A 26,055-nucleotide genomic window follows, 5' to 3' on the forward strand; every position below is an offset into this window, starting at 1 on the left:
CGAAAAACGGCCGACCCAATGACCCAATCGATGTCATTGCTCTACACCATTGAAGCCGAAGGTTGTGTCACCGGATGCCACAGCTCTTCCCGAAAAACGTTGGGAATCGGTTGGCCTGGATCTGGACGCGCGAAAACAAAAAGGCCGGCGCAAGGCCGGCCTTTCGTAACGCGGTGCGTTGGAAGCGAAGCTCAGTACTTCACTTCGCGACCACCGGGCCCCCGAAGTGATAGTTCACGCCGACCTGCACGGTGTGGAAGTTGAGCGTGCCGGTGGGCAGGGCGCCCGAGAAGTAGGTCTCGCCGCCGAGGCTGCGATAGAGGTACTCGCCCTTGACCGACCACTGCGGAGCGAAGAACGCCTCGACGCCCGCACCGACGGTCCAGCCGGAGTGCCACTTGCTGTCCGACGCGGTCAGGCCGAGAGCGGAGAGGGTGATCTTGTTGTCGATCCAGGCGTAGCCGCCGGTGCCGTAGAACAGGACCTGATTGACGGCGTAGCCGATACGGCCGCGCACGGTGCCCATGGCATCGGTCTTCGAGCTCGCCGTTGCGGTCACAACGCCGAATCCGGGAACAACAGTGGCGCCGGTCACCGAAGCGCTGACGTCAGCCCAGGAACCATCAGCCTCGACGCCGAACACGACGTTGCCGGTCTGCCAGTTGTAGCCGGCGGTGCCGCCGACGAAGCCACCCTTCATCTTCGGGTCGCCGGAACCGTTTTCCCAGGCGCCGCCGCCGACGATACCGAGGTAGAAGCCGGTCCAGTTGTAGACCGAGGCCACCGCCACCGGAGCCTTGGTGTAGGGGCGCGCCGCGAGATCAGCGGCTGAAGCCGGAGCAGCGAGAGCGAACAAACAGGCCGAAGCCAACAAAACCTTCTTCATTTTCAAACTAATCCCAGTCCCGGTTTCTGTTTTTGCCTTCCGTGCGTTCGGAAGGACATCGGACGCCGTGGTCCAACTGATGTCGTGCTTACATCAGCAAAGCCGCAAGTTGTGTCTCCCAAAAGCCACAATAATCGCAAAACGTAACGGTGACTGACCTATAATTCCCGTTGCCCACGCAAAAAGGCCGGCGCGAGGCCGGCCTTTGATCTCCAAGCGATCTCAGAGGGATATCAGTATCTTGCGATCATGGGGCCGCCCCAGCGGTAGTTCACGCGGACGAGGCCGATATCGACATCCTGGCTGATGCGATCGGAGCGTGTGGCGACGCCGAGCGGGGCGAAATTGCCGGATCCGGTGAAGCCGATGGTGCGGTTGCCGAGGAAGATGTGGTCGTACTCGAAGCCCACGGTCCAGTTCGGGGCGAATCCGAACTCGACGCCCGCACCCACGGTGCCGCCCCAACGGGTCTCGTTGGCCCGGTCGAACTCGAGGCCGCTGGCGACGTCGAAGCTGCGGTAGCGATCGCCGACGACGGCGCCGCCGCCCTTCACGTAGACCAGGACGTTGTTCCAGGCGTAACCGACCTGACCGGTAATCAGGCCGAAGGCGTTGATCTTCGAACGATCGCGCAGGCCGCTGATCGCACTGATGTTGTCACCCGAGAAATCGGCCCAGTTGCCCTGGCCTTCGAAGCCGAACACCCAGTTGGCTGACTGCCAGCGGTAGCCGACCTGGCCGCCGACCGTGCCGCCGGTCGCGTTGTGGCAGCCTTCGCCTACGAGAACGCCACCGCCGATATCGACGTCCCAGCACTTGTGGCTGGTGCCGCCGCCGCCGTTGATACCGATGTAGAAGCCGCTCCAGTCGTAGATGGTCGCGATCATCGGTGCCGGAGCCTTGGTGTAGGGACGCGCAGCGAGATCTGCCGCGCTTGCGGGAGCCGACAGCCCCAACGCGATTGCACCAATAGTACCAATCAAAATCTTATTCATTGCAGTCCCCCCAGTTTCTGACCGCTTTTCGAAGTCCCCGAAGCGGCTGATCAGGCGCGACGCCTATAAGAATCTAATTCCGCGGCAAGCGTAGCTTAGGCGGGAGGCGGAGTCCGTCTCCGGAATGCAACAGTCGGGCGGCATCTGAACTGCTTCTAACTTGATGAATGTTAAGCTGTTTCGCCGTCCTCAGGAATTCGGGGAAATTCCATTTGGCGCAGGCCGTCTTTGTGCCGCGCGGTGTCGTCTTGCCAACGCAACAAGGTGAGGGGTGTCATAAGAACAAATCTGGAACGAACCCGCCAGGGGTGCTATATATGGGGATAAGTGGAGGGGTGACGGGCCGATCCGTCCGCGCAAGCGTATAGGGTCGCGTCAACAGGTTGCAGAGGACGCGGGCGCGTCCCGGGCCTTCTAAAATTCAGTGGCATTCGGAGTGGAGAGCGGCGATGGCGGGAAGCGTCAACAAGGTCATTCTGGTTGGAAATCTCGGCAAGGATCCCGAAATCCGCCGCACCCAGGACGGGCGGCCGATCGCGAATTTGAGCATCGCCACCTCGGAGACCTGGCGCGACAAGAATAGCGGCGAGCGCAAGGAAAAGACCGAGTGGCATCGCGTCGTGATCTTCAATGAAGGGCTCTGCAAGGTCGCCGAGCAGTACCTGAAGAAGGGCGCGAAGGTTTACATCGAGGGCGCGCTCCAGACCCGCAAATGGACCGACCAGAGCGGCGCCGAGAAGTACTCCACCGAGGTCGTGCTCCAGGGCTTCAACTCGACCCTGACGATGCTCGACGGCCGCGGCGGCGGCGGTGGAGGCGGCAGCTTCGGCGACGAGCCGGGCGGCGATTTCGGCTCCTCCGGTCCCGTCAGCAGCGCGCCGCGCCGCGCTGTGGCCGCCGGCGGCGGCGGTGGCCGCAACAGCGACATGGACGACGACATCCCGTTCTGAGACGGGCGGGGGCGCTTCGCCCCTGATGTCACCTTGCTCGCGTAGAGCGACAGGTTTCCTTACGAATTGACGGGCAAGGCTCGGTTTTTCCGGGCTTGCCTCATGTGCTGCCTCAAGCCTTTGACGAGGCGTGATGTGAATGGTATTAACTTGATGTTAACCCTGTTCACATGGGTTGGCCGTCGATCGGAGAGACCCCTGCATGAGCGTTGCGCCGCTGCTTGAGGCCGCTCCAGCGATCCCGCTGCACGCCTTTGCCGCCATGGCCGCCTTCGTGCTCGGCCTTGTCCAGTTTGCTGCCCCCAAGGGAACGCTGCCGCACCGGACGATCGGCTGGATCTGGGTGGCGCTGATGGCGGTGGTGGCGGCCTCGTCGTTCTGGATCCACCAGATCCGTCTGGTCGGGCCGTTCAGCCCGATCCATCTCCTGTCGATCTTCACGCTGGTGATGCTACCGCTCGCGGTGTGGCGGGCGCATACCCATCGGGTCGCCGATCACCGGCGTATCATGATCATGACGTTCGTCGGCGCGCTCGTCATTGCCGGGCTGTTCACGCTCGTGCCTGGACGGATCATGCACCGGGTGATTTTCGGAGCCTAGGACGTGGTTCCCGGCGGCTCATTCCGGCTTCGCTCGAGGCAGTGGTGCTGAGCTCGTAAGTCTCTGGAAAAACAGTCGGAAAAACCGCTTCCCCAGACCTCGCAAGGGTGGTTATCAGGGGGGCGATGCGCTATATGATTCCCAGATAAAATCTCACCGGATTTCCCCTTGGCTGACGACGACAACAAGCCCGGCGACCAGCCGGCGCAACCCTCGGACATTCGTCCCGTTTCCATCTACGAGGAGATGAAGAAGTCCTACCTCGATTACGCGATGAGCGTGATCGTGGCGCGTGCGCTGCCTGATGCGCGCGACGGGTTGAAGCCGGTTCATCGCCGCATCCTCTACTCGATGAACGAGCAGGGGCACACGCCCGACAAGAAGTACGTCAAGTCGGCGCGCGTGGTCGGTGACGTCATCGGTAAATATCATCCGCATGGCGACCAGTCGATCTACGACGCCATGGTCCGGATGGCGCAGGACTTCTCGATGCGCGTGCCGCTCATCGACGGCCAGGGCAATTTCGGCTCGGTCGACGGCGATCCCCCGGCCGCCTATCGGTACACCGAAGCGCGACTGACGAAGGTGGCGTTGGCTCTGCTGGCCGACATCGACAAGGACACCGTCGACTTCCAGCCGAACTACGACAACAACGAAACCGAGCCGTCGGTCCTGCCGGCCAAGTTCCCGAACCTCCTGGTCAACGGGGCGGGCGGCATCGCGGTCGGCATGGCCACCAACATCCCGCCGCACAATCTCGGCGAGGTCATCGACGCCTGCGTCGCGTTGATCGACAATCCTGCGCTCACCATCGAGGAACTCATCAACATCGTTCCGGGACCGGATTTCCCGACCGGCGGCGTCATTCTCGGACGCGCGGGCATCCGCGCCGCCTACCACCTCGGCCGCGGCTCCATCGTCATGCGCGGCAAGGTCGCGATCGAGACCATCCGCAAGGAGCGCGAGGCGATCATCATCACCGAGATTCCCTACCAGGTGAACAAGGCGACGATGGTGGAGCGCATCGCCGAGCTGGTCAAGGAAAAGAAGATCGAGGGCATCGGCGACCTGCGCGATGAATCCGACCGCGACGGCTACCGCGTCGTCATCGAATTGAAGCGCGACGCCGTGCCGGATGTGGTGCTGAATCAGCTGTACCGATTCACGCCGCTGCAGACGAGCTTCGGCGTCAACATGGTGGCGCTCGACAGCGGCCGTCCGCGGATCATGCATCTGAAGGACCTGCTGGCGATCTTCGTCGACTTCCGCGAGCGGGTCGTCACGCGTCGCACCAAGTTCCTGCTCGCCAAGGCGCGCGATCGCGCCCACATCCTGGTTGGTCTGGCGATCGCGGTCGCCAATATCGACGAGATGATCCGCGTCATCCGGACCTCGCCCGACCCGACCACTGCCCGCGACACCCTGATGTCGCGCGACTGGCCGGCACGGGACGTCGAGGACATGCTGACGCTGATCGACGATCCGCGCCACCGCATCAGCGAGGACGGCACGATCCGGCTGTCGATGGAACAGGCGAGGGCCATTCTCGACCTGCGCCTTCAGCGCCTCACCGCACTCGGCCGCGACGAAATCCGCGACGAGCTCGACAAGCTCGCCGGCGAGATCGCCGACTATCTCGACATCCTGCGCTCGCGCGCCCGCGTGCTGGGCATCATCAAGACCGAGCTCGCCGAGGTGAAGGCCGAGTTCGCGACCCCGCGCCGCACCGTGATCATCGAGCAGGAGGGCGAGGTCGAGGACGAGGACCTGATCCAGCGCGAGGATATGGTCGTCACCGTCTCCCACGCCGGCTACGTCAAGCGCGTGCCGCTGTCGGCCTACCGGGCGCAGCGCCGCGGCGGCAAGGGCCGCGCCGGCATGCAGACCCGCGACGAGGATTTCGTCAGCCGCCTGTTCGTGGCGTCGACGCACACACCGGTGCTGTTCTTCTCGTCGCGCGGCCAGGTCTACAAGGAGAAGGTCTGGCGCCTGCCGATGGCCGCGCCGAACGCGCGCGGCAAGGCGCTGATCAACATCCTGCCGCTGGAGCAGGGCGAGCGCATCACCACCATCATGCCGCTGCCGGAGGATGAATCGACCTGGGGCAACCTCGACGTGATGTTCGCCACCACCGGCGGCAACGTCCGGCGCAACAAGCTGTCCGACTTCGTCGACGTCCGCCGCTCCGGCATCATCGCCATGAAGCTCGATGAGAATGAAGCGATCGTGGACGTGCAGATCTGCACGGAGCGCGACGACGTGCTGCTGACCGGCGCCGGCGGCCAGTGCATCCGCTTCCCCGTCCCCGACGTGCGCGTGTTTACCGGCCGCACTTCGATGGGCGTGCGCGGCATTGCGCTTGCCGAGGGCGACAAGGTGATCTCGCTGGCGATCCTGCGCCACATGGAGACCACCTCGGACGAACGTTCGGCCTATTTGAAGATGCGTCGTGCGGTGGCCGGCGAAGCCGTGGTCGACGAGGCTCCGGCGGATGCCGAGGCCGAAGAGACGACCTCCGGCAGCTTCCAGCTCCCGCAGGAGCGCTATGTCGAGATGTCGGCGGCCGAGCAGGTCGTGCTCACCGTCTCCGTCAACGGCTACGGCAAGCGGACCTCGTCCTACGAGTACCGCACCACTGGCCGCGGCGGCAAAGGCATCGTCGCCATGAGCGTCAACAACCGCAACGGCAATCTGGTGGCCTCATTCCCGGTGGAAGACGCCGACCAGATCATGCTGGTCACCGACAAGGGCCAGCTGATCCGCTGCCCGGTCGAAGGCATCCGCATCGCCGGCCGCTCGACGCAAGGCGTGATCGTGTTCGACACCGCCGAGGACGAGCACGTCGTCTCGGTCGAGCACATCACGGAAGAGGCCGATAGTGGGAACGGCGAGAACGGGAACGGTTCGTAGATCGAGCCGATCCCGTCAGGTGTCGTCCCCGTTGACGGTTGCAATCAACCGGATAGGTCCGGCACGGCACAACGCGCCGGTGTCCGGCCTATGATCCTGGAAGATGCGGCCGGCGCGATGCCTTCCAGCCGAGCACGGCCAGCGGAATTGCCAGTGCTGCCCAGGACAGCGCGTCCCAGCCATCGTCGCCGAACAGCGCCGACGCCAGCCCGACAAGGATGAGCCCCGCGAGCAGGAGCGGCCAGCGAAAGATCTCGTCCATGGTGTGGCGCTCGCGCTTCATGGACGGATCCCGGATGTCGCTACGACAGGCGGCCCGTCCTGCGCGCGCGTGGTGGCGCGAGGCGATTTGCGCTTGCCGAGCCAGAGATAGACGCCGCTGGCAAGCACGACGATGGCGGCAAGATCGAACAGCGCCCAGATGATCTTCAGCGGTAGGCTGCCGTAGTCCCCGAAATGAAGCGGGCGCGATACCTGCAACGCCCTGAGATACCACGGCAAGCCACGCGCGGTGACGAGCTGCCCGGTTTCGGCGTCGAGCATCGCGGGCGTGAACAGGCGCGAGGTGATCGGCGTCGTGCCCTTGGTCCAGACGATGAAGTGCCGTGGTGTCCCGAACCGTGCGACCGTCGGAAAGATGATGCTGGCCGGCGTATTGCCGTCGAGCGCGCGACGTGCTGCGGCCATGACGTCGTCGACGTCGGCCCATTTCGCAAGCGGCGGCTTACCCAAGTGCGGCGCGATCAGCTCCGGCATCACCTCCGCGCGCCAGGCGGAGAACAGCGGCAACGATATCGTGTTGATGACACCGGTGACGCCGACGGCAAGCAGCCATATGAGAGTCACTCCGCCGATCAGATTGTGCAGGTCGAGCCATTTGACCCGCGACGCGCCGATACGACGCACCGTGCCGAAGTTGAGCCGGCGCATGAAGGGCGCGTAGAGCATGATGCCGGAAACGATCGCGATGACAAACAGCAGGCCCATGACGCCGAGAAACAGTTCACCCGGCAACCCCAAGAACATGTCGCGGTGGAATATGCGGATGGCGCTCATCAGGCCGCCCTGCTGCGTGTCTTCGCCGATCAGTTCCGCGGTCCTGGAATCGAATGACAGCTTCAGGAAACGTTGGCCGGGGGGAGCTTCGGGCGTAGCCGAGAGGAATACGTTGACGATGTTGGCGCGATCGTCGTCCCAGCCGAGCACCTGGAGGTAGCGCTGCGGATAGCGCGCCTTGGCGGCGTCGACCAGCCGGCTTAGCGGAGCCTGCGGAGTATCCGCCGGGAGCTCCCGGGCCGAGGCTTCCGACTTGAAGAGCTCGTCGATCTCGTCATGAAAGATCAGTGGGAGCCCGGTGATGCAAAGCATCAGGAGGAATAGCGTGCAGACTAGGCTGGTCCATTTGTGGACCAGCGACCACCATTTGACTGACTGTGCTGTCATCCTCTCACCACCGGTAGGTCAGCGTCGCCAGCACCGTGCGCCCCAGCGCCCAGCGGCAGCCGCCGGCCGTGCATAACGAGACATAGGTCTTGTCGAACACGTTGTTGACGTTCACCGCCGCACTGAGGCCCTTCCACTGCTGATACCGCATCCCGAAATCATAGGACAGCACCGCATCGAACACCGTGCTGGCCGGCACCGTGGCGGCGGGCAGGAAGACGCCCGGCACGATGGTCGGAACCGTCAGATTGTTGGCGTTGGTCGTGTACATGTCGTGGACGTAGCGGACGCCGCCGCCGAAGCCGAAGCCGGTGGCGGGACCGCCCTGCACCAGATAGTTGGCCCAGAGCGAGGCGGTGTGCATCGGGACGTTGGCGAGCCGCTTGCCGAAATTCACGTCCTGGGGCGAGCTGATCCGGTTGTCGAGATAGGAGTACTGCCCGCGCAGGCTCAGGCCGGGCAGGGGGCTGCCGACGACGGATCCTTCGAACCCGCGCGAGCTGACCTCGCCAACCTGCGCCGTGGTGTTGGCGGGAATGCCGGGGCCGCTGATGACCGTTGCCACGTTCTGCTGCTTGAGATCGTAGACCGCGGCAGTGAACATCAGATTGGTCCCGACCGGCTGATACTTCACGCCGCCTTCATACTGCTCGCCGGTGGTCGGCTTGAACGGCTGGCCGTTCAGCAGCGTGCCGACCGAGGTCGGCTGGAACGAGGTCGAGTAGCTGACATAGGGCGCGATGCCGTTGTCGAAATTGTAGATCGCGCCGATGCGGCCGGTTGGCTTCTGGTCGTCGTTCAGGACGCGAACGCCGGTGTTCTGCGCCAGGGTATTACCCTCGGCCCAGTCGTAGCGGACTCCGCCGAGGACGGTGAGCCGGCCGAGCCTAGCCTCGTCCTGGACGTAGAGGCCGCGCTGCGACAGGTGCTGGTCGAGGTTCTGGAAGAGCGCCGTGGGGACGGCGATGTTCTGCGTGTAGTTCGGCGCCAGGATGTCGAGCGTGTTGGTGGCAGCGAAACGGGCGAGATTGTTGAAGTCGAACCGCTGGTAGTCGAGGCCGGCAAGCACCGTGTGCTGCAGCGGTCCCATGTTGAACTTGGCCTGGAGCTGGTTGTCGGCAGCGAATGTGTCGAGGTTCTCGTTGGTCGAGAAGTAGCTCCGGTTGATCGTGCGGCCGTCGACCAGCCGGAGCGTGCCGCCCGCGCCCGTCGTCGTGAACCCGCCGGGCTGCACCTCGACATAGCTGAGCTCATTGTGCAGGTAGCGTACGTTCTGGCGCACCGTGAAGACGTCGTCGAAACGATGCTCGAACTCGTAGCCGGCGGTTGCCTGCTTGTATTTGAGAGTCTCGTAGTTGAGATCGCCGGCAAAGAAATTGCGCGGGATCTGCCCGAACGTCCCCGGCACCAGCGTGCCCTGGATCGGCAAGAGCGCGAAGGCACCACCCTTCGGGTCCTGCCGGTAGCTCGTCAGGAAGGTGATGGTGGTGTCGATACTCGGACGCCACGTCCAGGCCGGCGCGATCGAAAATCTTTGCTCGCCGATATTGTCGACCTGGGTGTCGGCGTTGAGGCCGATACCGGTGACGCGGTAGAGCAGCGTCTTGTCCTTGTCGACGGGGCCGCCGACATCGAAGGCGCCCTGGATCCGGTTGAACGAGCCGGTTTGCAGGGAGACTTCTCCGAACGGATTTTCAGTCGGGCGCTTGCTGACGAGGTTGAGGATGCCGCCGGGCGATGCGGCGCCGTAGAGAATTGATGCCGGCCCGGTGATCACCTCGGCGCGCTCGAGCAAATAGGGATCGACCCGCGGCGCACCGAACGGTCCGCCCTGGAGCCGCAGCCCGTCCAGATATGTTTCGAGGCTGAAGCCGCGCGCGCTGACGTTCTGAAAGCGGAAATCGGTATCGTTGCTGAAATAGATTCCTGGCGCGTAGCGCAAGAGGTCGCGGATGCTCTGCGCCTGCCGCACATTCATTTCGTCGCGAGTGATGACGGCGATCGATGCCGGCGTCGACATGATCGATGAATCCGTCTTGGTCGCGCCAGAGGCGCGCGTTGCGACGAATCCGTTGGTCCCGGCATTGACGCGTGCTGCTGTTCCCACCAGCGCTTGGGGCTCCGGCTGTACTGTCGAACGGTTGGCCTGTTGAGCGGACCGCTGGCTCGCACTGCGCCGCGCCGATGCGTTGCGCCGGACCTGGACCGGACGTTGCGCGCGCTGAACGGGTGCGTCGACTGTCACCGGCGGCAACGCGGATGCACCGGATTGGCCAGTGTTCTGCGCGTTCACCGGCGTGACGGCCATCAGCAAGCAGCCGAGCGTGAGTGCGCTGGCTGTGCTCTTGAAAGTGTTCCTTAAAAAATAGTCCGCACGACCACGCAGGCCGTGTCCATCGCATTCCATGTCAGCGCCCCATCCGGCGATCGCCGCGCCGGCGGGATGATCCTTCTGACCTCACGCGACTTCGCACCCGCGCGCGTGTTAGATGGCGACATTGCGAGCGTCGAGTTGGACGAATTTTGAATCACTCGAAACGTCATAATTGGAGACATTCTTAGAACTTCTAAAAAAGCGAAGCTAACTGATCGACAAAACATTGGAATTTGTTGCTGCGTATGTCTGGTGATGGGCCAGACAAGATTGAGGTGCGCGCGAATGTCGCACACTCCCGGGTAAGCGGAGCGTGACGAGCTCTACCTGTCGGTGATCGGCATCTCATCGAGACGCGTGGTGCGAAGCCTGCCTTGCCCTGAACGGGCGATCCGCACGACGATCAGATCTCCAGCTCGGTGCCGAACTCCACCACCTGCCTCGTCGGCACGCCGAAGAACGCGGCGGAGCGTTCGGCGTTGCGCTGGAGGAAGGCGAACAGGCCTTCGCGCCAGACCCACATGCCCGGAATGTCCTCGCTCGGGATGATGGTCTCGCGGCCGACATAGTAGGTGATGTCGGAGAGGTCGATGCCGGGCAGCTTGCCCTGGCGGCAGGCGAGCGTCAGGCCGGCATAGATCGTCGGATTCTGCATGAAGCCGTAGTGCAGGACCACGCGGGTGATACCGGGGATGATCTCGATCACCTCGGCGCGGTCTTCATCGGTGATGTGCGGGGATTCCTCGATCAGCACGGTGACGAGGACGATGCGCTCATGCAGCACGTGGTTGTGCTTGACGAATTGCGTCAGCGCCAGCGGCACGCCGCGCGGCGCGGATGCCAGGAAGACGGCGGTCCCGGGCAGTCTGGCCCTGCACTTGTTGACCGCGGTCTCGATCAGGTCCTCCTCGGGCTGGCGCAGCTTCGCGCGCGCCGCCTCGACCAGCCTCACGCCGCTGCGCCAGGTCAGCATCATGAAGGCGACGAGGGCCGCGAGCAGCAGCGGAAACCAACCGCCCTCGAACAGCTTGATCGAATTGGCGGAGAAGAAGATCACGTCGATCACGAAGAAGAAGCCGTTGACGGCGACCACGATCCACGGCGAATAGCCCCACTGGATCGCGACCAGGGCCGCGAGCAGCGTGGTGATCGCCATCAGCAGCGACACCGCGATGCCGTAGGCGCCGGCGAGTGCTTCCGAGGTGCCGAAGCTCAGGACCGCGCCGAGCGTTGCGGCAGCGAGCAGCCAGTTCACCAGCGGCACGTAGATCTGGCCCATCGCGTGGCTCGTGGTGTGGCGGATCTGCATGCGCGGCAGGAAGCCGAGCTGGATCGATTGCTGGGTCAGCGAGAACACGCCGGAGATGATCGCCTGCGAGGCGATCACGGTCGCGAGCGCCGAGAAGGCGACCAGCGGATAGTGCAGGGCGTCCGGGCAGAGCTGAAAGAAGGGGTTCTCGATCATCGCGGGATCGGTGATCAGCAGCGCGGCCTGCCCAAAGTAGTTCAGCACCAGCGCGGGCAGGCAGATCGCGAACCAGGCAAGCCGGATCGGGAAGCGGCCGAAATGGCCCATATCGGCATACATCGCTTCACCGCCGGTCACCGCCAGGAAGGCGGCGCCGAGGATCGCGAAGGAGATGTGGAAGTCCTGGTGGATCAGGAAGTTGAAGGCATAGAGCGGGCTCAGTGCCGCGAGCACAGCCGGGGCCTTGACGATGCCGTGGACGCCGAGCGCGGCCAGCACGAAGAACCAGGCCAGCATCACCGGCCCGAAGATGCGGCCGATGAAGCCCGTGCCCTGCTTCTGGATCATGAACAGCCCGATCAGGATGGCGACGGTGATGGGCACGACGACCGGCGCGAGCGAGGGCGCATCGACCTTGAGGCCTTCGATGGCTGAGAGCACCGAGATCGCCGGGGTGATCGCGCCGTCGCCATAAAGGAGAGCAGCGCCGACGAGGCCGACCACCAGGAGATGCGCGCGCCAGGTGCCGGGCTGGGCGTGGCGGGCATGCAATAGCGCCAGCAGCGCGACGATGCCGCCTTCGCCGCGATTGTCCGCGCGCAGGATCAGAAGCGCATATTTCAGCGAGATGATCAGCAGCAGCGCCCAGAGGATCAGCGAGGCAACGCCCAGGACAGCTTCGGGAGTCACCGTAGCGCCATGGGCGGCCGCCTTGGCGGCTTCCTTCAGGGCGTAGAGGGGGCTGGTGCCGATATCGCCATAGACAACCCCGAGGGCGCCCATGGTCATGGCAATCGGCAGAGGGTCAGGGTGATGGCCGGAAACGACTGCGGGCGTACTGGACAAGGTCGACCCCCCGATGGGATCGCGCCCGCCGGGCCATTCCGACGGGCGCGAGCATCAGACAGTCTGCGACGGGACGTCGCAAATATCCATGGGATTCATCTCGGGGTTTATATGACGCGAAGCTGACAGCCCCGACTACGGGGTCCGGTCGGCGGTCACGAGGCGGGCCTCGCGGATATTGGCCTTGGTGCCGGCCTGCCGCAGGCAGGATGCCTCGAAGTTCGGCCAAGCCTGCTGCGAGCAGTCCCTGCCGACGGTGCGGATATCGAGGCGGTCGCTCTTGGCCAGCGGCTGCGGGACGCTTGCTTCGACGGACGGAGCGAAACCGGGAAGGACGGTGAGAGCGGCGGCAACAAACGCAGCAATAGCGATGGCCGAGATGGTCTTGATCATTGACGGTCCCCTGTGATGCGGCCGCTACGCCCAGTTGTGCGGCCCGTCATTCGTTGGGTGGATTAGTAACCATGGCCAGTTTCCGGACGTCTTCGCGGACGCCCGAAATGGTTTCGTTCGCACTTCGTTTTGTTTCATGGTCGTCCCGAGGACGAAACAATTCGGGGAATTCCGACTCGGCGCCGCCGAAAAACCGGCAGGGAACCCGTCTGGCTTGCCGGACCGGGCCGGGCGCGGTAGGACGGGGACATGCCGCGTATCGCCTTCTATCCGGGTTCCTTTGACCCCATCACCAACGGCCATCTGGACGTGGTCCGGAACAGTGTCCCCCTGTGCGATCGGCTCGTGGTCGCGATCGGGGTCCATCCCGGCAAGAAGCCGCTGTTCTCAATTGAGGAGCGGCTCAAGATGCTCCATGACGTCTGCGGGCCGGTCGCGGCCCAGGTCGGCTGCACGCTTGATGCCGTGACCTACGACGATCTTGCGGTCACTGCGGCGCGCCGGCACGGCGCGACTGTCATGATTCGGGGTCTGCGCGATGGCACCGACCTCGACTACGAGATGCAGCTCGCCGGGATGAACGGCGCCATGGCGCCCGACGTCCAAACCGTGTTCCTGCCGGCCTCTCCGGCCGTCCGCCCAATTACCGGCACGTTGGTGCGTCAGATCGCGGCCATGGGCGGAGATATCTCGACCTTCGTGCCGCCGCTCGTCGCCAACCTGCTCAAGGCCAAATTCGCCGGATAACGGCGCAGTTCTTCATCCTACCTGATCCGGAGTTCTCATGATCCGTCGTCTCGCAATTCTTGCCACGATCTTTGCCGCGCTCTTCAGCGCGGTCCCGGCGGTGGCGCAGCAATTGCCGGCCAATCTCGACAAGGCCAACGCCATCGTCATCGACACCACCAAGGGCCGCATCGTCATCAAGCTGCGGACCGACATTGCACCCCAGCATGCCGAGCGCATCAAGCAGCTCGCGCGCGAGGGCTATTACAACAACGTGCCGTTCCATCGCGTCATGGACGGCTTCATGGCCCAGACCGGCGACGGCGAGAAATTCAACGGCACCGGCGGCTCGAAATATCCGAACCTGAAACAGGAATTCTCCAAGGTTCATTTCGCCCGCGGCATCGTCGGGATGGCGCGGCGCGGCGACAGCGTCGACAGTGCCAACTCGCAGTTCTTCATCATGTTCGCGGACGGCGGCAGCCTCGACAACCAGTACACCGTGATCGGCGAGGTCGTGCAGGGCATGGACGTCGTCGACAAGCTGAAGAAGGCACCGCCCGGTTCGGCCGGCGGTGCCGTCACCGATCCCGACAAGATGGTGAAGGTCCAGGTCGCTTCCGACATCAAATAGGATGGGGCCATGGCGCGCTATGGCAATAGGCTTCTGCTGGCTGCCGCGCTGCTGCTTTCAGGCGTTTCCGGCGCGGCCGCCGGAGACGCAGAGGTCAACACCATCCAGGACATCTTCCAGCACTTGCGGACCTGCTGGAAGCCGCCGCCGCCCAGCAAGGCTCGCCCTATCGACATCACCGTCGTCGTGAGCTTTAACCGGGCCGGAAACATTTTGGGCCATCCGAGGATTACCTATGAATCCGCGGAGGCCTCCGACAATGACCGGCTGCAATACCGGGTCGCCGTGATGGAGGCGCTGCAACGCTGCACGCCGATGCCATTTACCGATGCAATGGCCGGCGCCGCCGCGGGACGTCCATTCGCGATCCAGTTCCGTAACCGGAAGACTTCACCCCCAACGCAAGAGAGACGAGCATGAGCGTCACCGAAAACACCCTGATCCTCGAGACCACGCAGGGCCCCGTTACCATCGAGATGCGGCCCGATCTCGCGCCCGGCCACGTCGCGCGCATCAAGGAACTGGTCCGCGAGGGCTTTTACGACGGCATCGTGTTCCACCGCGTGATCGAGGGCTTCATGGCGCAGACCGGCTGCCCGCAGGGCACCGGCACCGGCGGCTCCGGCAAGAAGCTGAAGGCCGAGTTCAACAAGGAACCGCATGTGCGCGGCACCACCTCGATGGCCCGCGCCGCCAGCCCCGATTCCGGCGACAGCCAGTTCTTCATCGTCTTCGACGACGCCCGCTTCCTCGACAATCAGTACACGGTGTGGGGCAAGGTCACCGAGGGCATGGAGAACGTCGACAAGATCAAGCGCGGCGAGCCCGTCCAGAACCCCGACAAGATCGTCAAGGCGCGGATGGCCGCGGACGCGGAGTAATCGCTCAACCCTCATCCTGAGGAGCGCGGAACGCGCGCCTCGAAGGATGAAGGCCCCGCTGTTGCAGCTCGGCCTTCATGGTTCGAGACGGCGCTACGCGCCTCCTCACCATGAGGGTCTGACTGCGTGGCGCTGAGCCCGACATGCGCACTGATCTCTTCGATTTCGATCTGCCCGCCGAGCGCATCGCGTTGCGCCCGGCGAGCCCGCGCGACTCCGCGAAGATGCTGGTCGTGGAAGGCGGCGCGCTGCGCGACCAGCTCATTTCCGAGCTGCCGCAATGGCTGAAGCCGGGCGACCAGCTCGTCGTCAACGACACCAAAGTGATCGCGGCGCAGCTCAAGGGCCGCCGCATCGGCCGCGAGACCGAGCCCAAGATCGAGGCGACGCTGATCAAGCGCCTCGACGGCTCGCGCTGGCAGGCGCTGGTGAAGCCGGCAAAAAAGCTCGTGGCAGGCGACCGCATCCGTTTCGGCAACGAAGGTAAGGTCTGCCTGCTCGGCCATCTCGACGCCGAGGTCGAGGCCAAGGGCACCGATGGTGAAGTGACACTGTCATTCTCGTTTCACGGCCCGGCGCTGGATCAGGCGATCGAAGATCTCGGCAGCCCGCCGCTGCCGCCCTATATCGCCTCGAAGCGCACGCCCGACGATCAGGACCTCGCGGACTACCAGACCATGTTCGCGGCGAATGAAGGCGCCGTCGCGGCGCCTACCGCCGGCCTGCATTTCACCCCGGCGCTGGAGCAGGCGCTGAGCGACCGCGGCGTCGGCATCAACCGCATCACGCTGCACGTCGGGGCAGGGACGTTCCTGCCGGTGAAGGTGGACGACACCGAAGGCCACAAGATGCATGCCGAGTGGGGCACGATCTCGGCCGAAACGGCGGAGCGGCTCAACACCGCACGGCAGAACGGCGGCCGCATCATCGCCGTCGGCACGACGTCACTGCGGCTGCTCGAAAGCGCGGCCGGCGAGGACGGCACCATCCAGCCGTTCGCGGCCGAGACGTCGATCTTCATCACCCCCGGCTATCGCTTCCGTGCCGTCGATATCCTGCTGACCAATTTCCATTTGCCGAAGTCGACGCTGTTCATGCTGGTGTCGGCGTTCTCCGGGCTCGAAGCGATGCAGAAGGCGTATGCGCACGCGATCGCGGAAGAATACCGGTTCTATTCGTACGGGGATGCGTGCTTGTTGTTTCGGGCGCGCGACTAATTTCGGCGCCGTAGGGTGGGCAAAGCGAAGCGTGCCCACCATCTTTCTTAAATGCGCGAGAGAAGTGGTGGGCACGGCGCTTGCGCGCCTTTGCCCACCCTACGACACCTTCCGTTACGCCATCACGCGCTGCGGCAAGAGCTCCGCGATCTGCACCGCGTTCAGCGCGGCGCCCTTGAGCAGTTGGTCGGCCGCCACGAACATCGAGATCGAATGCCCTGAGGGATCGCTGAGATCCTTGCGGATGCGGCCGACCAGGACGTCGTCCTGGCCCGAGGCGTCGATCGGCATCGGGAAGTAGTTCTTCACGCGGTCGTCGACGAGCTTCACGCCGGGCGCCTGCGCCATGATGGCACGGACCTGGTCCTCGCCGATCGGCTTCTCGCATTCGAAGGTGATGGCCTCGCAATGGGCGCGCAGCACCGGCACGCGGACGCAGGTGACGCCGATGGCGATCTTCTCGTCCTCGAAGATCTTGCGGGTTTCCTTGATGACCTTGGTCTCTTCGTCGTTGTAGCCGGTATCAGGGTCGACGGCGGTGTTGTGGTTGAAGAGATTGAAGGCGTAGGGGTGCGGCATCACCTTGGGCGTATAGACCTGCCCGTTGAGATTGGCGCGGGTGGACTCGACGAGCTCGTCCATCGCGGCGGCGCCGGCACCCGAGGCCGCCTGGTAGGTCGAGATGATGACGCGCTTGATGCGGTTCTTCTGGTGGATCGGCCAGAGCGGCACCAGCGCGGTGATGGCGGCGCAGTTCGGGTTGGCGATGATGCCCTTGTGGTCGCGGATGCGGTTCGCGTTGATCTCGGGGATCACCAGCGGCACGTTCGGGTCCATGCGGAAGGCGGAGGAGTTGTCGACCACGACGGCGCCGGCCTTGACCGCTACAGGCGCGAACTTCTTGGAGATGCTGCCGCCGGCGGAGAACAGCGCGATGTCGACGCCCTCGAAGGCGCGCTCGGTCAATTCCTCGATGACGACGTCCTGCCCGCGGAACGACACCGTCTTGCCGGCCGAGCGGGCGCTTGCGAGCGCCTTGAGCTTGCCGACGCGAAAGCCGCGCTTGTCCATGGTGGCGATGAATTCGGCGCCCACCGCACCGGTGACGCCGACAATCGCGACGACGGGATCGTTACTCACATTCTCCTCCATTGCATTGAGCTGAAGACAACAAAAAAGCCCCGGACCAGAGGTCGGAGCTTCGGTAGAGTGGATTGCGTTTAAGTCGACGACCTACGCGCGCACGCCTCCCCGGGCCCCGAAGGCCGTGGTGGTTTTAGTCGTGCGTTTGGTGGTCGTGAACATGGCGGCGACTTATGCGGGAGAGTTTCGCGCCCGTCAATGGCTTTTCGGCGGGATTGTGGCCGCCGCTATTTCGCCCGGGCGCCCGGCGGCTCCAGGATGACCTCCTTGAGGTTGTCGCCGCTGATGACGACGATCGCGAAATTCAGCCGGCCTCGTTCGCGCACCAGTCCGCCGCTGATCGCCTTGCCCGAGGCCGCACGTTCGGCGACGTGCACGGCATCCGCAAGGCGGTGCTTGATGGCACCGAGCGCCGCGAGGTTGCTGCGGTCGTCGAGATCGAGTTCGGCGAGGGGGAGGGCGGCTTCGCCGCCGACGAGCTCGCCGGTTGCGGCGTTGATGGTGTGGCGCCAGATGCGGTCGTTGTGCAGGGTCTTCACCCGGTAGACCGGCACGCCGGAGGCTCCGTCGAAACTCACATCCGCCGTCGTGGCACCGGCATGACGGGCTTCCGCAATCGCCATGGCCTGGCCGATCGAGATCGACGAGCTGCGGAATCGTTCGATTTCGCGGCTGACCGCTTGGCGGTCTGCTTCGGCATCACCATCTGTGTCGCCGTGAAGCGCGGTCGGCGTGCCCGCGGCCACGGTCGCCTGCGCCGGCGCGGCAAGGAGCAGCGCGGGCAAGGCGATCGCAAGTAATCGCGAGGTCAATCGTTTGGCTGTCGTCATGCTCGAAACCCTCGGCCAGCGAGTGTGCCGGATGATCGTAAAGAATTCGCGGCCGACCTTGGGCATCGGCCGGCCGCGGAGCGTCGCAGCGGGCTGGACCCGGCACGGCGATCTTCGGCGGTACGGACCCCTTTGGGGCTGGTGAAAAAGCGGTCCGTATCGCTTATAACTAAACCATACCGTATCGTTTTGTTTTGGTCAACGACGCGGGCGTAACCTCGAAGGGGAAACGTCGCACTCACGGAATTGTCAGCGGGACGGGCGCCGCCGCTGTGTGCCTTTTGCGGTGCTCTGGATGCGGTCTGCGGGTCCCAGCGCACCGGCGAGAAACAGCTTGATCGCCGCGCGCATGCGCTTCTCGGCGGCCTTCAATTCCAGCGCCGTGCCGAACGTCGCCAGGCGGTGGGTGTGACCGACGACGACGTCGAGGAACACCTCTGCCGCGATCGTGGTGTCGTCGACGTCGAGTGCGCCCTGCGCCACCAGACGGTCGAAGAAGCGGGCCGTGGTGGCGACGGCCTTCAGCCAGCCTTCCTCCTTGCCGAGCTTGGCGATGTCGGGGAAGTTGATGGCCTGTGACGTCATCATGCGGCTGAATGCGACGGCATCGGGCCCGCAGGTGAAGGTCAGCATCTCGCGCCCGATCTCGACCAGCCGCTGCTCGACCGAAATGTCCGAGGCGCTGGAGAGCTGGGTCTCGGCGGCTGCCGATAGCGGCGCAAGCCAGCGTGCGATTTCGCGCCTCAGCACGGCGGCAAACAGGCCGCGCTTGTCCCCGTAACGGGAATAGACGGTGGGTTTGCTGACCCGAGCGGCTTCCGCGACCGCGTCGAGCGAGGTCGCGTCGAAGCCGCGGTCAAGGAACAGGCGGGTGGCAACCTCGATTAGCCGCTGATCGCGCTCGATCGCAGCGGTTTTCGTCGGGCGGCCGCCGCGTGATTTCGGCAACTCGCGCCGTGGCGCTGCCGGTTTTGTCTTGGTCGCAGTCAATCCCATGCCCAATGATTCCTGCGCGCTTCTAGTCGTCGTCATTTGCTCTATATCGCGCGGGAGCGGGGGCGTCATCGCGAATCTGGCCGAATTGGCCATATCGTCAACGGTTTCGGCACGGTCTCGTTCCGTCACGAGAGATCACGGCAGCTTCGAAGTCCAGGCCTGGCCGGAGGCAGCCTTCTCGTATCCGTACTGATACAGCGCCCGCATATAGGCGGTGTCGAACCCTTCCGAAGGCGGCGCGGGGTAATCGCGCGCGATGTAGGAGAGGTGGAAGCCGAGATTGTTGCGCTTGGCGAAATCATAGGTCGAGAAGATGATCGAGCGCGTCTGCGACTGGGTGATCGACGACAGGCTGCGCGAGGCGACGTCGATGGTGCTGTTGGACACGAGCTCGAAATTGCGTTCGATCTTCTTGTTGACGAGGATGTAGATGTTCATCCGCGCGTTGCCGGGCAGGCGGTCCTGGGAGAGCAGGGCTTCCGGCAGCGTCAGCACCGGCGCCGTCACGCCGCCGTCGACATGCATCTCCTGAAATCTGCGGCCCTGGCCTTCGGCGTCGATCATGATAGGCGGAAACACCAGGGGAATGCTGGCGGAAGCCGCCATCACGTCGCGAAACAGTTTTAGCGCCTCGGGTGTTCCGACCGCTGCGATCTTGCCCATGTCCCAGATGGCGGTCCGCTGGGTGTCGAGATCGGTGGTCACCACCAGCAGCTTTCGGCCCTTGGCGTTTTCACGCGCGACCTGCGCCATGATCTCCGGACCGACATAGCGGGCGACGAGCTCGCGCAGCCGCGTGTTGCCGAACAGGCCGGATCCGAACAGCACACGCATGATGCTGGGATCGTTCAGGAGGCTCTCCGCGATGCCGCTGGTGTAGACCTCCCTGAGCGTGTCGTCATATTGCGAGCCGAGGAACGCAAAGGGTGCGATCAGGCCGCCGGTGCTCACGCCCGAGACGACCGAGAAGGTGGGACGGGTTCTGGCAGCGGTCCAACCGCTCAGCACGCCGACGCCATAGGCGCCATCGGCGCCGCCGCCGGAGAGCGCCAGATAGGACTTCGTCGCGGTGCTGGTGTCCTTCTCGAAGCTGAATTTCGTGACGGGCTCGTCGGCGTAGCGGCGCAGGCCGTCGATATCGAGCACGCGCGACGTGCTGGCCTCGGCGGCCGTATAGGGCGTGCGGGGCAGGGAGGTGCAGGCGCCGAGTGCCAGGCTGCACGCCAGAACCAGGAATCCGGTCAGGCGGGCGCCTGTCTGTCTGATCCAGCCGCGCGAGGGGCCGGACATTTCGGTCGAACATGAAGCGGAGGGCATTGTCGGTGGCTGGCGATCACGCAAATACTGCCGCCGGCAAAATTCACCGCGGCATCTCGTCCAGCCCCGCGCAAAAACTACACTGTATCGTTTTGTTTGGCAAGCGCGCCGGGCGATCAAGTCGGCGTCAAATGTGTCCCGGTCTGAGCCACAAGTCGGCTCTGGTGTGGTCCGAGCGGGTTGATCAGCCTCTTCCGACACGCAATAAGCACGACCATGAATCTTCCCGACACAGGTCTACCCAATCATTTCGAGCTGCTCGCCACCGATGGCGCCGCGCGCACCGGGCGCCTGACCACGCCGCATGGCGTGGTGCGGACGCCGGCCTTCATGCCGGTCGGAACCGCCGGCGCCATGAAGGGCATGCACTGGCGTGAGGTGCGCGAGGCCGGCGCCGACATCGTGCTCGGCAACACCTATCATCTGATGCTGCGTCCCGGCGCCGAGCGGATCTCGGCGCTCGGCGGCCTGCAGCGGTTCACCGGCTGGAACGGGCCGATGCTGACGGATTCCGGCGGATTCCAGGTGATGTCGCTGTCGGACCTGCGCAAGGTCACCGAGAACGCCGTCACATTCCGTTCGCATATCGACGGCGCCAAGGTCGAACTGTCACCGGAGCGCTCGATCGAGGTGCAGCGCTTCCTAGGCTCCGACATTGCCATGCAGATGGACGAATGCGTGCGGCTGCCGGCCGAGCGGGACGACATCGAACGGGCGATGCGGCTGTCGCTGCGCTGGGCCGAGCGAAGCAAGCGCGCCTTCGAGAGTGCGCCGGACGGCTACATGCTGTTCGGTATCGTGCAGGGCGGCGACGTGCCGCAGCTTCGTCACGCCAGCGCCGAAGGCCTCGTTGCAATCGGTTTCCACGGCTATGCGATCGGCGGTCTTGCCGTCGGCGAGCCACAGGCGGTCATGCTGGCGATGATCGACGAGACCGCACCGATGCTGCCGAGAGAGCGGCCGCGTTACCTGATGGGCGTCGGCACGCCGGACGACATCCTCGAAGCGGTCAAGCGCGGCATCGACATGTTCGATTGCGTGATGCCGACGCGCAATGGCCGCCATGGCGTTGCCTTCACGCGCTTCGGCCAGGTCAATTTGCGCAACGCGCGCCACGCCGACGATCCGCGTCCGCTCGACGCAGAGAGTTCCTGGCCGTCGGCGTGCAACTACGCGCGCGCCTACCTGCATCATCTCGTCAAGGCGGGCGAGACGCTGGGAGCCATGCTGCTCTCCGAGATCAATATCGCCTACTACCAGTTCCTGATGCAGGGCATCAGGGACGCGATCGCACACGGGACGTTCGACGAGTTCTACCAGCGTACGCGCCAGGACTGGGCGAGGGGCGACATCGCCCCGCGCTAGTCAGTTGCAGACGATCCGCTGCTTGACGGCGTGCTTGGTCACGAAGCCGTAGCCGCAATTGTCGCAGGTCCAGAGATAGCTGATCATATGGTCAGAGATGTAGGCGGATGCTTCGGCGGCGACCATCGAGTCGGCGCAGACGGCGCAGGTCGGCAACTCGCTGCAACGCGGGGCGCGGTGATGTGCGACGGTCGACAACACTTCAGCGATTGCTGACATCGTGGTGACCTCTCTGCTTTGAGACCTAAGTCTAACATAGACCGAATCAGTTGACGAGGTCGCAACACAAATGCGTTGGTTTTCTGATAATTACAGCTCACGCGATTTTGCGATGCAGCGTATTTAACATGTGCCGCATTGTCGCTTGCGTGTCGTCCCAAGCTGTCCGTTACTGCGCAAGAGACGCTGCAGAAACAGAAATTGTCGTCACAGGGAGTTCATCATGGACGCATCGTCCAACACGGGTGCAGCGCACCAGCCCGGCCGCGGCCGGATCTACTCTTCGATCGTCGAGGCCTTTGGCGACACGCCGATCGTGCGCTTGCAGCGGCTGCCGGGCATGCACGGCGTCAACGCGACGATTTTGGCAAAACTTGAATATTTCAATCCCGCCGCGAGCGTGAAGGATCGCATCGGCGCGGCCATGATCATCGCGATGGAGAAGGCCGGCATCGTCAAGCCCGACACCGTGCTGATCGAGCCGACCTCGGGCAACACCGGCATCGCGCTCGCCTTCGTCGCGGCCTCGCGCGGTTACCGGCTCAAGCTGGTGATGCCGGAATCGATGTCGATCGAGCGGCGCAAGATGCTGGCCTTTCTCGGCGCCGAGCTGGTGCTGACGCCGGCGGCACAGGGCATGAAGGGCGCGATCGCAACCGCCGAGGAGCTCCTGAAGACGACGCCGAATTCGGTCATGCCGCAGCAGTTCAAGAACCTCGCCAATCCCGAGGTGCACCGTCGCACCACCGCCGAGGAGATCTGGAACGACACCGGCGGCAACGTCGATTTCTTCGTCGCCGGCGTCGGTACCGGCGGCACCATCACCGGCGTCGGCCAGATGCTCAAGCCGCGCAAGCCGTCCCTGCGGGTCGTGGCGGTCGAGCCGGAGGAAAGCCCGGTGCTCTCAGGCGGCCAGCACACGCCGCACAAGATCCAGGGCATCGGCGCCGGCTTCGTGCCCGACATCCTCGACCGCTCGGTGATTGACGAGATCGTGAAGATCAACTCGACGACCGCGATCGAGACCACCCGGGCGCTGGCGCGGCATGAGGGCATTCCCGGCGGCATCTCCTCGGGCGCGGCGATCGCGGCGGCGCTCCAGATCGGCAAGCGGCCGGAAGCTGCGGGAAAAACCATTCTGGCTATAGTGCCGTCCTTCTCCGAGCGGTATCTTTCGACGGCTCTGTTTGAGGGAATCTAGGACATGACGGATCAACCGAGGCGGCCGCGCACGCTTGGCGATGCGCGGTCGGAGGCCGAGGCGGCGTTCAAGAAGGTGACCGCCAAGGTCGCCGTGGCGCCACCGAAGCCGAACGTAGCGCCGGGAATCAAGGAGCAGGTCACGCTGCGCATCGACCAGGATGTGCTGGAGTTCTTCCAGCAGGGCGGTCCGGGCTGGCAGGACCGCATCAACGAGGCGTTGCGCAAGGCGGCGGGGAAGTAGCGCCTCCTGCCCAGGGGCGCCGAAGGGCGGCGCGCCGGCGAACTCAGAGGACCTGCGACAGAAACCGCTGCGTTCGCTCGTCCTTGGCCGCCGTAAACAAGGCTTCCGGCGGCCCGTGCTCGACGATCACACCGCGGTCGGTGAAGTAGACGTGATCGGCGACCTCACGCGCGAAGTTCATCTCATGGGTGACGAGGAGGCATGTCATGCCATCCTCGGCAAGCTCCCGGATGGTGACCAGGACCTCCTTGACCGTTTCCGGATCGAGGGCGGCCGTGACTTCGTCGAACAACATGATGTCCGGTCGCATCGCCAGCGAGCGGGCGATAGCCACGCGCTGCTGCTGTCCGCCGGAGAGCTCGCCGGGATAGGTATCCTCCTTCCCCGCGAGCCGAACCTTGGCAAGCAGCGCTCGGGCGCGCGCTTCGACCTCGGCACGTTTCTGGCCGAGAACATGGATCGGCGCCATCATCACGTTCTGGAGCGCGGTCCTGTGCGGGAAGAGATTGTATTGCTGAAACACCATCCCGACCTTGCGGCGCAGCGCCAGCTTGTCGAGCCTGGGATCGGACACCTCGATGCCTTCGATCTGAATGCTGCCGGACGTGATCGGCTGCAGCGCATTGATGCAGCGGATCAGCGTGGATTTGCCTGATCCGGACGGGCCGATGATACAGATCACCTCGCTCTTCCTGACCGACAGGCTGATGCCTTTCAGAACCTCGAGAGCTCCGAACGACTTTCTGACGTCGACGCATTGGACGATGGGCTGATCCGGAGTCCAGCTTGTGGCCATGCTCTGCTCCCTCAGCGTATGCGGAACCGACGCTCGAGACGAGCGGTCCAGAGGTTGATCGGATAACAGTAGAGAAAGAAACACAGCAGCGCGAAACCGTAGAGCGGCGCGAACAGCTCCGGCCTGCCGCCTTCGGCGGCATGCACCTGCGCCGTCAGCGTGAGCATCTCCGAAACACCGACGATCGATGCCAGCACCGTCGACATCGCGACCAGCGCATAGACGTTCATCCAGGGCGGCAGCATGCGCTTGATGCACTGTGGCAGCATGATCAGCCACATCGTCTGGCGCCGTGTGAACGAGAGCGATTCCGCCGCCTCCCATTGCGTCGACGGAATGGAGCGGACGGCACCGCGCACGACCTCGGCGACATTCGCCATGACAGGCAATGCGAAGCCGACCGTTGCCTTGATCCAGTCCGGCAAGGGGATGGTCGTCTTGAAGAGGGTGACCTGGAAGGGCACCAGAAACATGACGAAGAACAGCAGCACCAGCCAGGGCGCGTTGCGGAAGAATTGAGTCAGGAGCCAGCTGACGGCGGCGAGCGGTCGAAACTCCGACAACAACCCCAGACCCAGGCCAAGCCCGGCGATGGTCCCCAGCAGCATGGCCAGCAGGGAGATCAGGATGTTGAAGGCGAACCCGCGCAGCAGCAGCGGCGACCACTTCACGATGACTTGCAGCGGGGACAGCACCGCCGGTCCGGTCTGCGCCCACGCGGTGGATGCGGCCATGATGGCGCAGAAACAGAGGATCGCGGCGGACAGCGGGCCGATCCGCACGGACATCCGGGTCGGCGCGGGACAGTACGGCAGAAGAACGGCGAGCCTGTGCTCGGGCTGGGCGTCATTCATCGGACATATCCCGGGATGCGCATCGCCCGCTCCCAGCGATGCATCAGCCAGACGAGGACGCCGACAAGGATGCCGTAGGTCGCCAGCAATACGACCATCATTTCGAAGACGTTCTGCGATTCCGACCAGATCTGCTTGACCGCATACAGCGTCTCGGGAACGGCGATCGCGTAGGCGAGGGTGGTCGTCTTGAGCAGGTTGACGAGGTTGTTGTTCAGTGCGGGAAGGCAGACGCGAATGGCCAGCGGAAGGACGATATGGACGTAAGCCTTGAGGCGCGTGTATCCGAGCGCCTCCGCGGCTTCCAGCGTCGTCCTCGGCACCGCCTCGATGCCGGAGCGGAAGATTTCGACGTTGAAGGCGCCCGCGAACAGCGACAGCGAAATGATGGCCCATTGGACGTTGCTCAGCAGCGGAACGCGCATGCCCGCCGCCTCGACGGCCGGGAGCATGGTGCCGAGGCCGAAATAGAAAAAGAAGATCTGGACCAGCGGCGGCGTGTTGCGGAACACCACCACGAAAGCATTGACGGGCAACCGCAGCAGCATGGACGGACTGCCTTGCAGCAAGGCGCCGACCGCGCCGATGACGAGGCTCAGCAGGATGGTCGTGACGCTCAGAAGCAACGTCATCTTGAGCCCGCCGAAATAGCGGTCCCAATCGTAGGCATCGTAGAATACGGAGAAATTCAGCCCCGTCGTTTCGTAGAGCCGTTGAAACCAGTCGCCGATTTCGTGCATTTTGCGCGACACCAAACTGTTGAGGCG

The 26,055-nt window shown here is 64.2% G+C and carries 26 protein-coding genes; 11 read left to right on the forward strand and 15 right to left on the reverse strand.

The features are described 5' to 3' along the window. Nucleotides 1-199 precede the first annotated feature (199 nt). Together AB7531_RS21435 and AB7531_RS21440 are read right to left on the reverse strand one after the other, a co-directional pair. A complete protein-coding gene (locus AB7531_RS21435; protein ID WP_063983159.1) occupies nt 200-886 on the reverse strand; it encodes an outer membrane protein in 687 nt (228 codons plus the stop codon). Nucleotides 887-1,119: 233 nt separating this feature from the next. Then, on the reverse strand, nt 1,120-1,881 hold the full coding sequence (locus AB7531_RS21440) for an outer membrane protein (protein ID WP_028153431.1): 762 nt from the start codon (nt 1,879-1,881) through the stop codon (nt 1,120-1,122). 449 nt (nt 1,882-2,330) lie between these two features. Here AB7531_RS21440 and AB7531_RS21445 point away from each other — a divergent pair, with 449 nt between their 5' ends. The 3 genes from AB7531_RS21445 (at nt 2,331) to gyrA (ending at nt 6,342) form a co-directional block, all read left to right on the forward strand. Next, the gene (locus AB7531_RS21445; RefSeq protein ID WP_212451249.1) at nt 2,331-2,831 is read left to right on the forward strand and encodes a single-stranded DNA-binding protein; all 501 of its coding nucleotides are present in this window, start codon (nt 2,331-2,333) and stop codon (nt 2,829-2,831) included. Nucleotides 2,832-3,033: 202 nt separating this feature from the next. Next, nucleotides 3,034-3,432 (forward strand): DUF2306 domain-containing protein, encoded by a 399-nt coding sequence (locus AB7531_RS21450; protein WP_063983161.1) that lies wholly within the window; start codon nt 3,034-3,036, stop codon nt 3,430-3,432. Between the two features lie 168 nt (nt 3,433-3,600). Continuing rightward, nucleotides 3,601-6,342: a DNA gyrase subunit A gene (gene gyrA / locus AB7531_RS21455; protein WP_063983162.1), complete on the forward strand. Its 2,742-nt coding sequence runs from the start codon at nt 3,601-3,603 to the stop codon at nt 6,340-6,342. 88 nt (nt 6,343-6,430) lie between these two features. Here gyrA and AB7531_RS21460 read toward each other — a convergent pair whose 3' ends face one another. The 5 genes from AB7531_RS21460 to AB7531_RS21480 form a co-directional block, all read right to left on the reverse strand. Continuing rightward, complete coding sequence (locus AB7531_RS21460; RefSeq protein WP_063983163.1) at nt 6,431-6,625, reverse strand: hypothetical protein; 195 nt, start codon at nt 6,623-6,625, stop codon at nt 6,431-6,433. Then, nucleotides 6,622-7,785, reverse strand: a complete 1,164-nt coding sequence (locus tag AB7531_RS21465) for a PepSY-associated TM helix domain-containing protein (RefSeq protein ID WP_063983164.1) — start codon at nt 7,783-7,785, stop codon at nt 6,622-6,624. The genes AB7531_RS21460 and AB7531_RS21465 overlap by 4 nt, the downstream gene beginning before the upstream one ends. 4 nt (nt 7,786-7,789) lie before the next feature. After that, nucleotides 7,790-9,805 (reverse strand): TonB-dependent siderophore receptor, encoded by a 2,016-nt coding sequence (locus AB7531_RS21470; protein ID WP_187387691.1) that lies wholly within the window; start codon nt 9,803-9,805, stop codon nt 7,790-7,792. A 757-nt stretch (nt 9,806-10,562) separates the two neighbouring features. Next, on the reverse strand, nt 10,563-12,416 hold the full coding sequence (locus AB7531_RS21475) for a potassium transporter Kup (RefSeq protein ID WP_063983165.1): 1,854 nt from the start codon (nt 12,414-12,416) through the stop codon (nt 10,563-10,565). Nucleotides 12,417-12,608: 192 nt separating this feature from the next. After that, nucleotides 12,609-12,866, reverse strand: a complete 258-nt coding sequence (locus AB7531_RS21480; RefSeq protein WP_063983166.1) for a hypothetical protein — start codon at nt 12,864-12,866, stop codon at nt 12,609-12,611. A 249-nt stretch (nt 12,867-13,115) separates the two neighbouring features. On the opposite strand from AB7531_RS21480, the gene coaD reads away from it, so the two are divergent. The 5 genes from coaD (at nt 13,116) to queA (ending at nt 16,324) form a co-directional block, all read left to right on the forward strand. Continuing rightward, on the forward strand, nt 13,116-13,613 hold the full coding sequence (gene coaD / locus AB7531_RS21485; protein ID WP_063983167.1) for a pantetheine-phosphate adenylyltransferase: 498 nt from the start codon (nt 13,116-13,118) through the stop codon (nt 13,611-13,613). Between the two features lie 37 nt (nt 13,614-13,650). Continuing rightward, nucleotides 13,651-14,226 carry a peptidylprolyl isomerase gene (locus AB7531_RS21490; protein ID WP_063983168.1) on the forward strand — a complete coding sequence of 192 codons (576 nt, stop codon included), beginning with the start codon at nt 13,651-13,653 and terminating at the stop codon, nt 14,224-14,226. 9 nt (nt 14,227-14,235) lie between these two features. Next, on the forward strand, nt 14,236-14,646 hold the full coding sequence (locus AB7531_RS21495; protein WP_063983169.1) for a hypothetical protein: 411 nt from the start codon (nt 14,236-14,238) through the stop codon (nt 14,644-14,646). After that, nucleotides 14,643-15,107, forward strand: a complete 465-nt coding sequence (locus AB7531_RS21500; protein ID WP_071913717.1) for a peptidylprolyl isomerase — start codon at nt 14,643-14,645, stop codon at nt 15,105-15,107. Before AB7531_RS21495 ends, AB7531_RS21500 begins: the two co-directional genes overlap by 4 nt. Before the next feature lie 143 nt (nt 15,108-15,250). Further along, a complete protein-coding gene (gene queA, locus AB7531_RS21505; protein ID WP_063983171.1) occupies nt 15,251-16,324 on the forward strand; it encodes a tRNA preQ1(34) S-adenosylmethionine ribosyltransferase-isomerase QueA in 1,074 nt (357 codons plus the stop codon). 114 nt (nt 16,325-16,438) lie between these two features. On the opposite strand, the gene AB7531_RS21510 is transcribed toward queA, so the two are convergent. From AB7531_RS21510 to AB7531_RS21525, 4 genes are all read right to left on the reverse strand, one after another. Beyond that, a complete protein-coding gene (locus tag AB7531_RS21510) occupies nt 16,439-17,476 on the reverse strand; it encodes an aspartate-semialdehyde dehydrogenase (RefSeq protein WP_063983172.1) in 1,038 nt (345 codons plus the stop codon). Between the two features lie 218 nt (nt 17,477-17,694). Next, nucleotides 17,695-18,297: a PepSY domain-containing protein gene (locus tag AB7531_RS21515; RefSeq protein ID WP_063986357.1), complete on the reverse strand. Its 603-nt coding sequence runs from the start codon at nt 18,295-18,297 to the stop codon at nt 17,695-17,697. 249 nt (nt 18,298-18,546) lie between these two features. Next, nucleotides 18,547-19,293: a TetR/AcrR family transcriptional regulator gene (locus tag AB7531_RS21520; RefSeq protein ID WP_063983173.1), complete on the reverse strand. Its 747-nt coding sequence runs from the start codon at nt 19,291-19,293 to the stop codon at nt 18,547-18,549. Nucleotides 19,294-19,428: 135 nt separating this feature from the next. Next, nucleotides 19,429-20,583, reverse strand: coding sequence for a patatin-like phospholipase family protein (locus AB7531_RS21525; protein WP_063983174.1), 1,155 nt, complete (start codon nt 20,581-20,583; stop codon nt 19,429-19,431). A 243-nt stretch (nt 20,584-20,826) separates the two neighbouring features. Here AB7531_RS21525 and tgt point away from each other — a divergent pair, with 243 nt between their 5' ends. Then, complete coding sequence (gene tgt / locus AB7531_RS21530; protein WP_063983175.1) at nt 20,827-21,975, forward strand: tRNA guanosine(34) transglycosylase Tgt; 1,149 nt, start codon at nt 20,827-20,829, stop codon at nt 21,973-21,975. Here the strand turns inward: tgt and AB7531_RS21535 are convergent, their stop codons facing one another. Continuing rightward, the gene (locus AB7531_RS21535) at nt 21,976-22,194 is read right to left on the reverse strand and encodes a hypothetical protein (protein WP_063983176.1); all 219 of its coding nucleotides are present in this window, start codon (nt 22,192-22,194) and stop codon (nt 21,976-21,978) included. Between the two features lie 223 nt (nt 22,195-22,417). Between AB7531_RS21535 and cysK the strand changes: the two genes are divergently transcribed. After that, nucleotides 22,418-23,395: a cysteine synthase A gene (gene cysK / locus AB7531_RS21540; protein WP_063983177.1), complete on the forward strand. Its 978-nt coding sequence runs from the start codon at nt 22,418-22,420 to the stop codon at nt 23,393-23,395. A 3-nt stretch (nt 23,396-23,398) separates the two neighbouring features. After that, nucleotides 23,399-23,638: a BrnA antitoxin family protein gene (locus AB7531_RS21545; protein ID WP_028152108.1), complete on the forward strand. Its 240-nt coding sequence runs from the start codon at nt 23,399-23,401 to the stop codon at nt 23,636-23,638. A 43-nt stretch (nt 23,639-23,681) separates the two neighbouring features. On the opposite strand, the gene AB7531_RS21550 is transcribed toward AB7531_RS21545, so the two are convergent. The 3 genes from AB7531_RS21550 to AB7531_RS21560 are packed head-to-tail and all read right to left on the reverse strand — an operon-like array spanning nt 23,682 to nt 26,028. After that, nucleotides 23,682-24,434, reverse strand: a complete 753-nt coding sequence (locus tag AB7531_RS21550; protein ID WP_063983178.1) for an amino acid ABC transporter ATP-binding protein — start codon at nt 24,432-24,434, stop codon at nt 23,682-23,684. A gap of 11 nt (nt 24,435-24,445) precedes the next feature. After that, nucleotides 24,446-25,288: an amino acid ABC transporter permease gene (locus AB7531_RS21555; protein WP_063983179.1), complete on the reverse strand. Its 843-nt coding sequence runs from the start codon at nt 25,286-25,288 to the stop codon at nt 24,446-24,448. Beyond that, entirely contained in the window at nt 25,285-26,028 is a 744-nt protein-coding gene (locus AB7531_RS21560; protein WP_063983180.1) for an amino acid ABC transporter permease, read from the reverse strand. Before AB7531_RS21560 ends, AB7531_RS21555 begins: the two co-directional genes overlap by 4 nt. Nucleotides 26,029-26,055: the final 27 nt, after the last annotated feature.

The organism is Bradyrhizobium sp. 63_E2_N1_3 (assembly GCF_052076005.1).
Taxonomy (GTDB): domain Bacteria; phylum Pseudomonadota; class Alphaproteobacteria; order Rhizobiales; family Xanthobacteraceae; genus Bradyrhizobium; species Bradyrhizobium barranii.

What these genes read in the sequence shown, in the direction of transcription:
- AB7531_RS21435 (WP_063983159.1), bottom strand. Translation starts at nt 886, where the DNA reads ATGAAGAAGGTTTTGTTGGCTTCGGCCTGTTTGTTCGCTCTCGCTGCT.
- AB7531_RS21440 (WP_028153431.1), bottom strand. Translation starts at nt 1,881, where the DNA reads ATGAATAAGATTTTGATTGGTACTATTGGTGCAATCGCGTTGGGGCTG.
- AB7531_RS21445 (WP_212451249.1), top strand. Translation starts at nt 2,331, where the DNA reads ATGGCGGGAAGCGTCAACAAGGTCATTCTGGTTGGAAATCTCGGCAAG.
- AB7531_RS21450 (WP_063983161.1), top strand. Translation starts at nt 3,034, where the DNA reads ATGAGCGTTGCGCCGCTGCTTGAGGCCGCTCCAGCGATCCCGCTGCAC.
- AB7531_RS21460 (WP_063983163.1), bottom strand. Translation starts at nt 6,625, where the DNA reads ATGAAGCGCGAGCGCCACACCATGGACGAGATCTTTCGCTGGCCGCTC.
- AB7531_RS21465 (WP_063983164.1), bottom strand. Translation starts at nt 7,785, where the DNA reads ATGACAGCACAGTCAGTCAAATGGTGGTCGCTGGTCCACAAATGGACC.
- AB7531_RS21470 (WP_187387691.1), bottom strand. Translation starts at nt 9,805, where the DNA reads ATGTCGACGCCGGCATCGATCGCCGTCATCACTCGCGACGAAATGAAT.
- AB7531_RS21475 (WP_063983165.1), bottom strand. Translation starts at nt 12,416, where the DNA reads ATGACCATGGGCGCCCTCGGGGTTGTCTATGGCGATATCGGCACCAGC.
- AB7531_RS21480 (WP_063983166.1), bottom strand. Translation starts at nt 12,866, where the DNA reads ATGATCAAGACCATCTCGGCCATCGCTATTGCTGCGTTTGTTGCCGCC.
- coaD (WP_063983167.1), top strand. Translation starts at nt 13,116, where the DNA reads ATGCCGCGTATCGCCTTCTATCCGGGTTCCTTTGACCCCATCACCAAC.
- AB7531_RS21490 (WP_063983168.1), top strand. Translation starts at nt 13,651, where the DNA reads ATGATCCGTCGTCTCGCAATTCTTGCCACGATCTTTGCCGCGCTCTTC.
- AB7531_RS21495 (WP_063983169.1), top strand. Translation starts at nt 14,236, where the DNA reads ATGGCGCGCTATGGCAATAGGCTTCTGCTGGCTGCCGCGCTGCTGCTT.
- AB7531_RS21500 (WP_071913717.1), top strand. Translation starts at nt 14,643, where the DNA reads ATGAGCGTCACCGAAAACACCCTGATCCTCGAGACCACGCAGGGCCCC.
- queA (WP_063983171.1), top strand. Translation starts at nt 15,251, where the DNA reads ATGCGCACTGATCTCTTCGATTTCGATCTGCCCGCCGAGCGCATCGCG.
- AB7531_RS21510 (WP_063983172.1), bottom strand. Translation starts at nt 17,476, where the DNA reads ATGGAGGAGAATGTGAGTAACGATCCCGTCGTCGCGATTGTCGGCGTC.
- AB7531_RS21515 (WP_063986357.1), bottom strand. Translation starts at nt 18,297, where the DNA reads ATGACGACAGCCAAACGATTGACCTCGCGATTACTTGCGATCGCCTTG.
- AB7531_RS21520 (WP_063983173.1), bottom strand. Translation starts at nt 19,293, where the DNA reads ATGGGATTGACTGCGACCAAGACAAAACCGGCAGCGCCACGGCGCGAG.
- AB7531_RS21525 (WP_063983174.1), bottom strand. Translation starts at nt 20,583, where the DNA reads ATGTCCGGCCCCTCGCGCGGCTGGATCAGACAGACAGGCGCCCGCCTG.
- tgt (WP_063983175.1), top strand. Translation starts at nt 20,827, where the DNA reads ATGAATCTTCCCGACACAGGTCTACCCAATCATTTCGAGCTGCTCGCC.
- AB7531_RS21535 (WP_063983176.1), bottom strand. Translation starts at nt 22,194, where the DNA reads ATGTCAGCAATCGCTGAAGTGTTGTCGACCGTCGCACATCACCGCGCC.
- cysK (WP_063983177.1), top strand. Translation starts at nt 22,418, where the DNA reads ATGGACGCATCGTCCAACACGGGTGCAGCGCACCAGCCCGGCCGCGGC.
- AB7531_RS21545 (WP_028152108.1), top strand. Translation starts at nt 23,399, where the DNA reads ATGACGGATCAACCGAGGCGGCCGCGCACGCTTGGCGATGCGCGGTCG.
- AB7531_RS21550 (WP_063983178.1), bottom strand. Translation starts at nt 24,434, where the DNA reads ATGGCCACAAGCTGGACTCCGGATCAGCCCATCGTCCAATGCGTCGAC.
- AB7531_RS21555 (WP_063983179.1), bottom strand. Translation starts at nt 25,288, where the DNA reads ATGAATGACGCCCAGCCCGAGCACAGGCTCGCCGTTCTTCTGCCGTAC.
- AB7531_RS21560 (WP_063983180.1), bottom strand. Translation starts at nt 26,028, where the DNA reads ATGCACGAAATCGGCGACTGGTTTCAACGGCTCTACGAAACGACGGGG.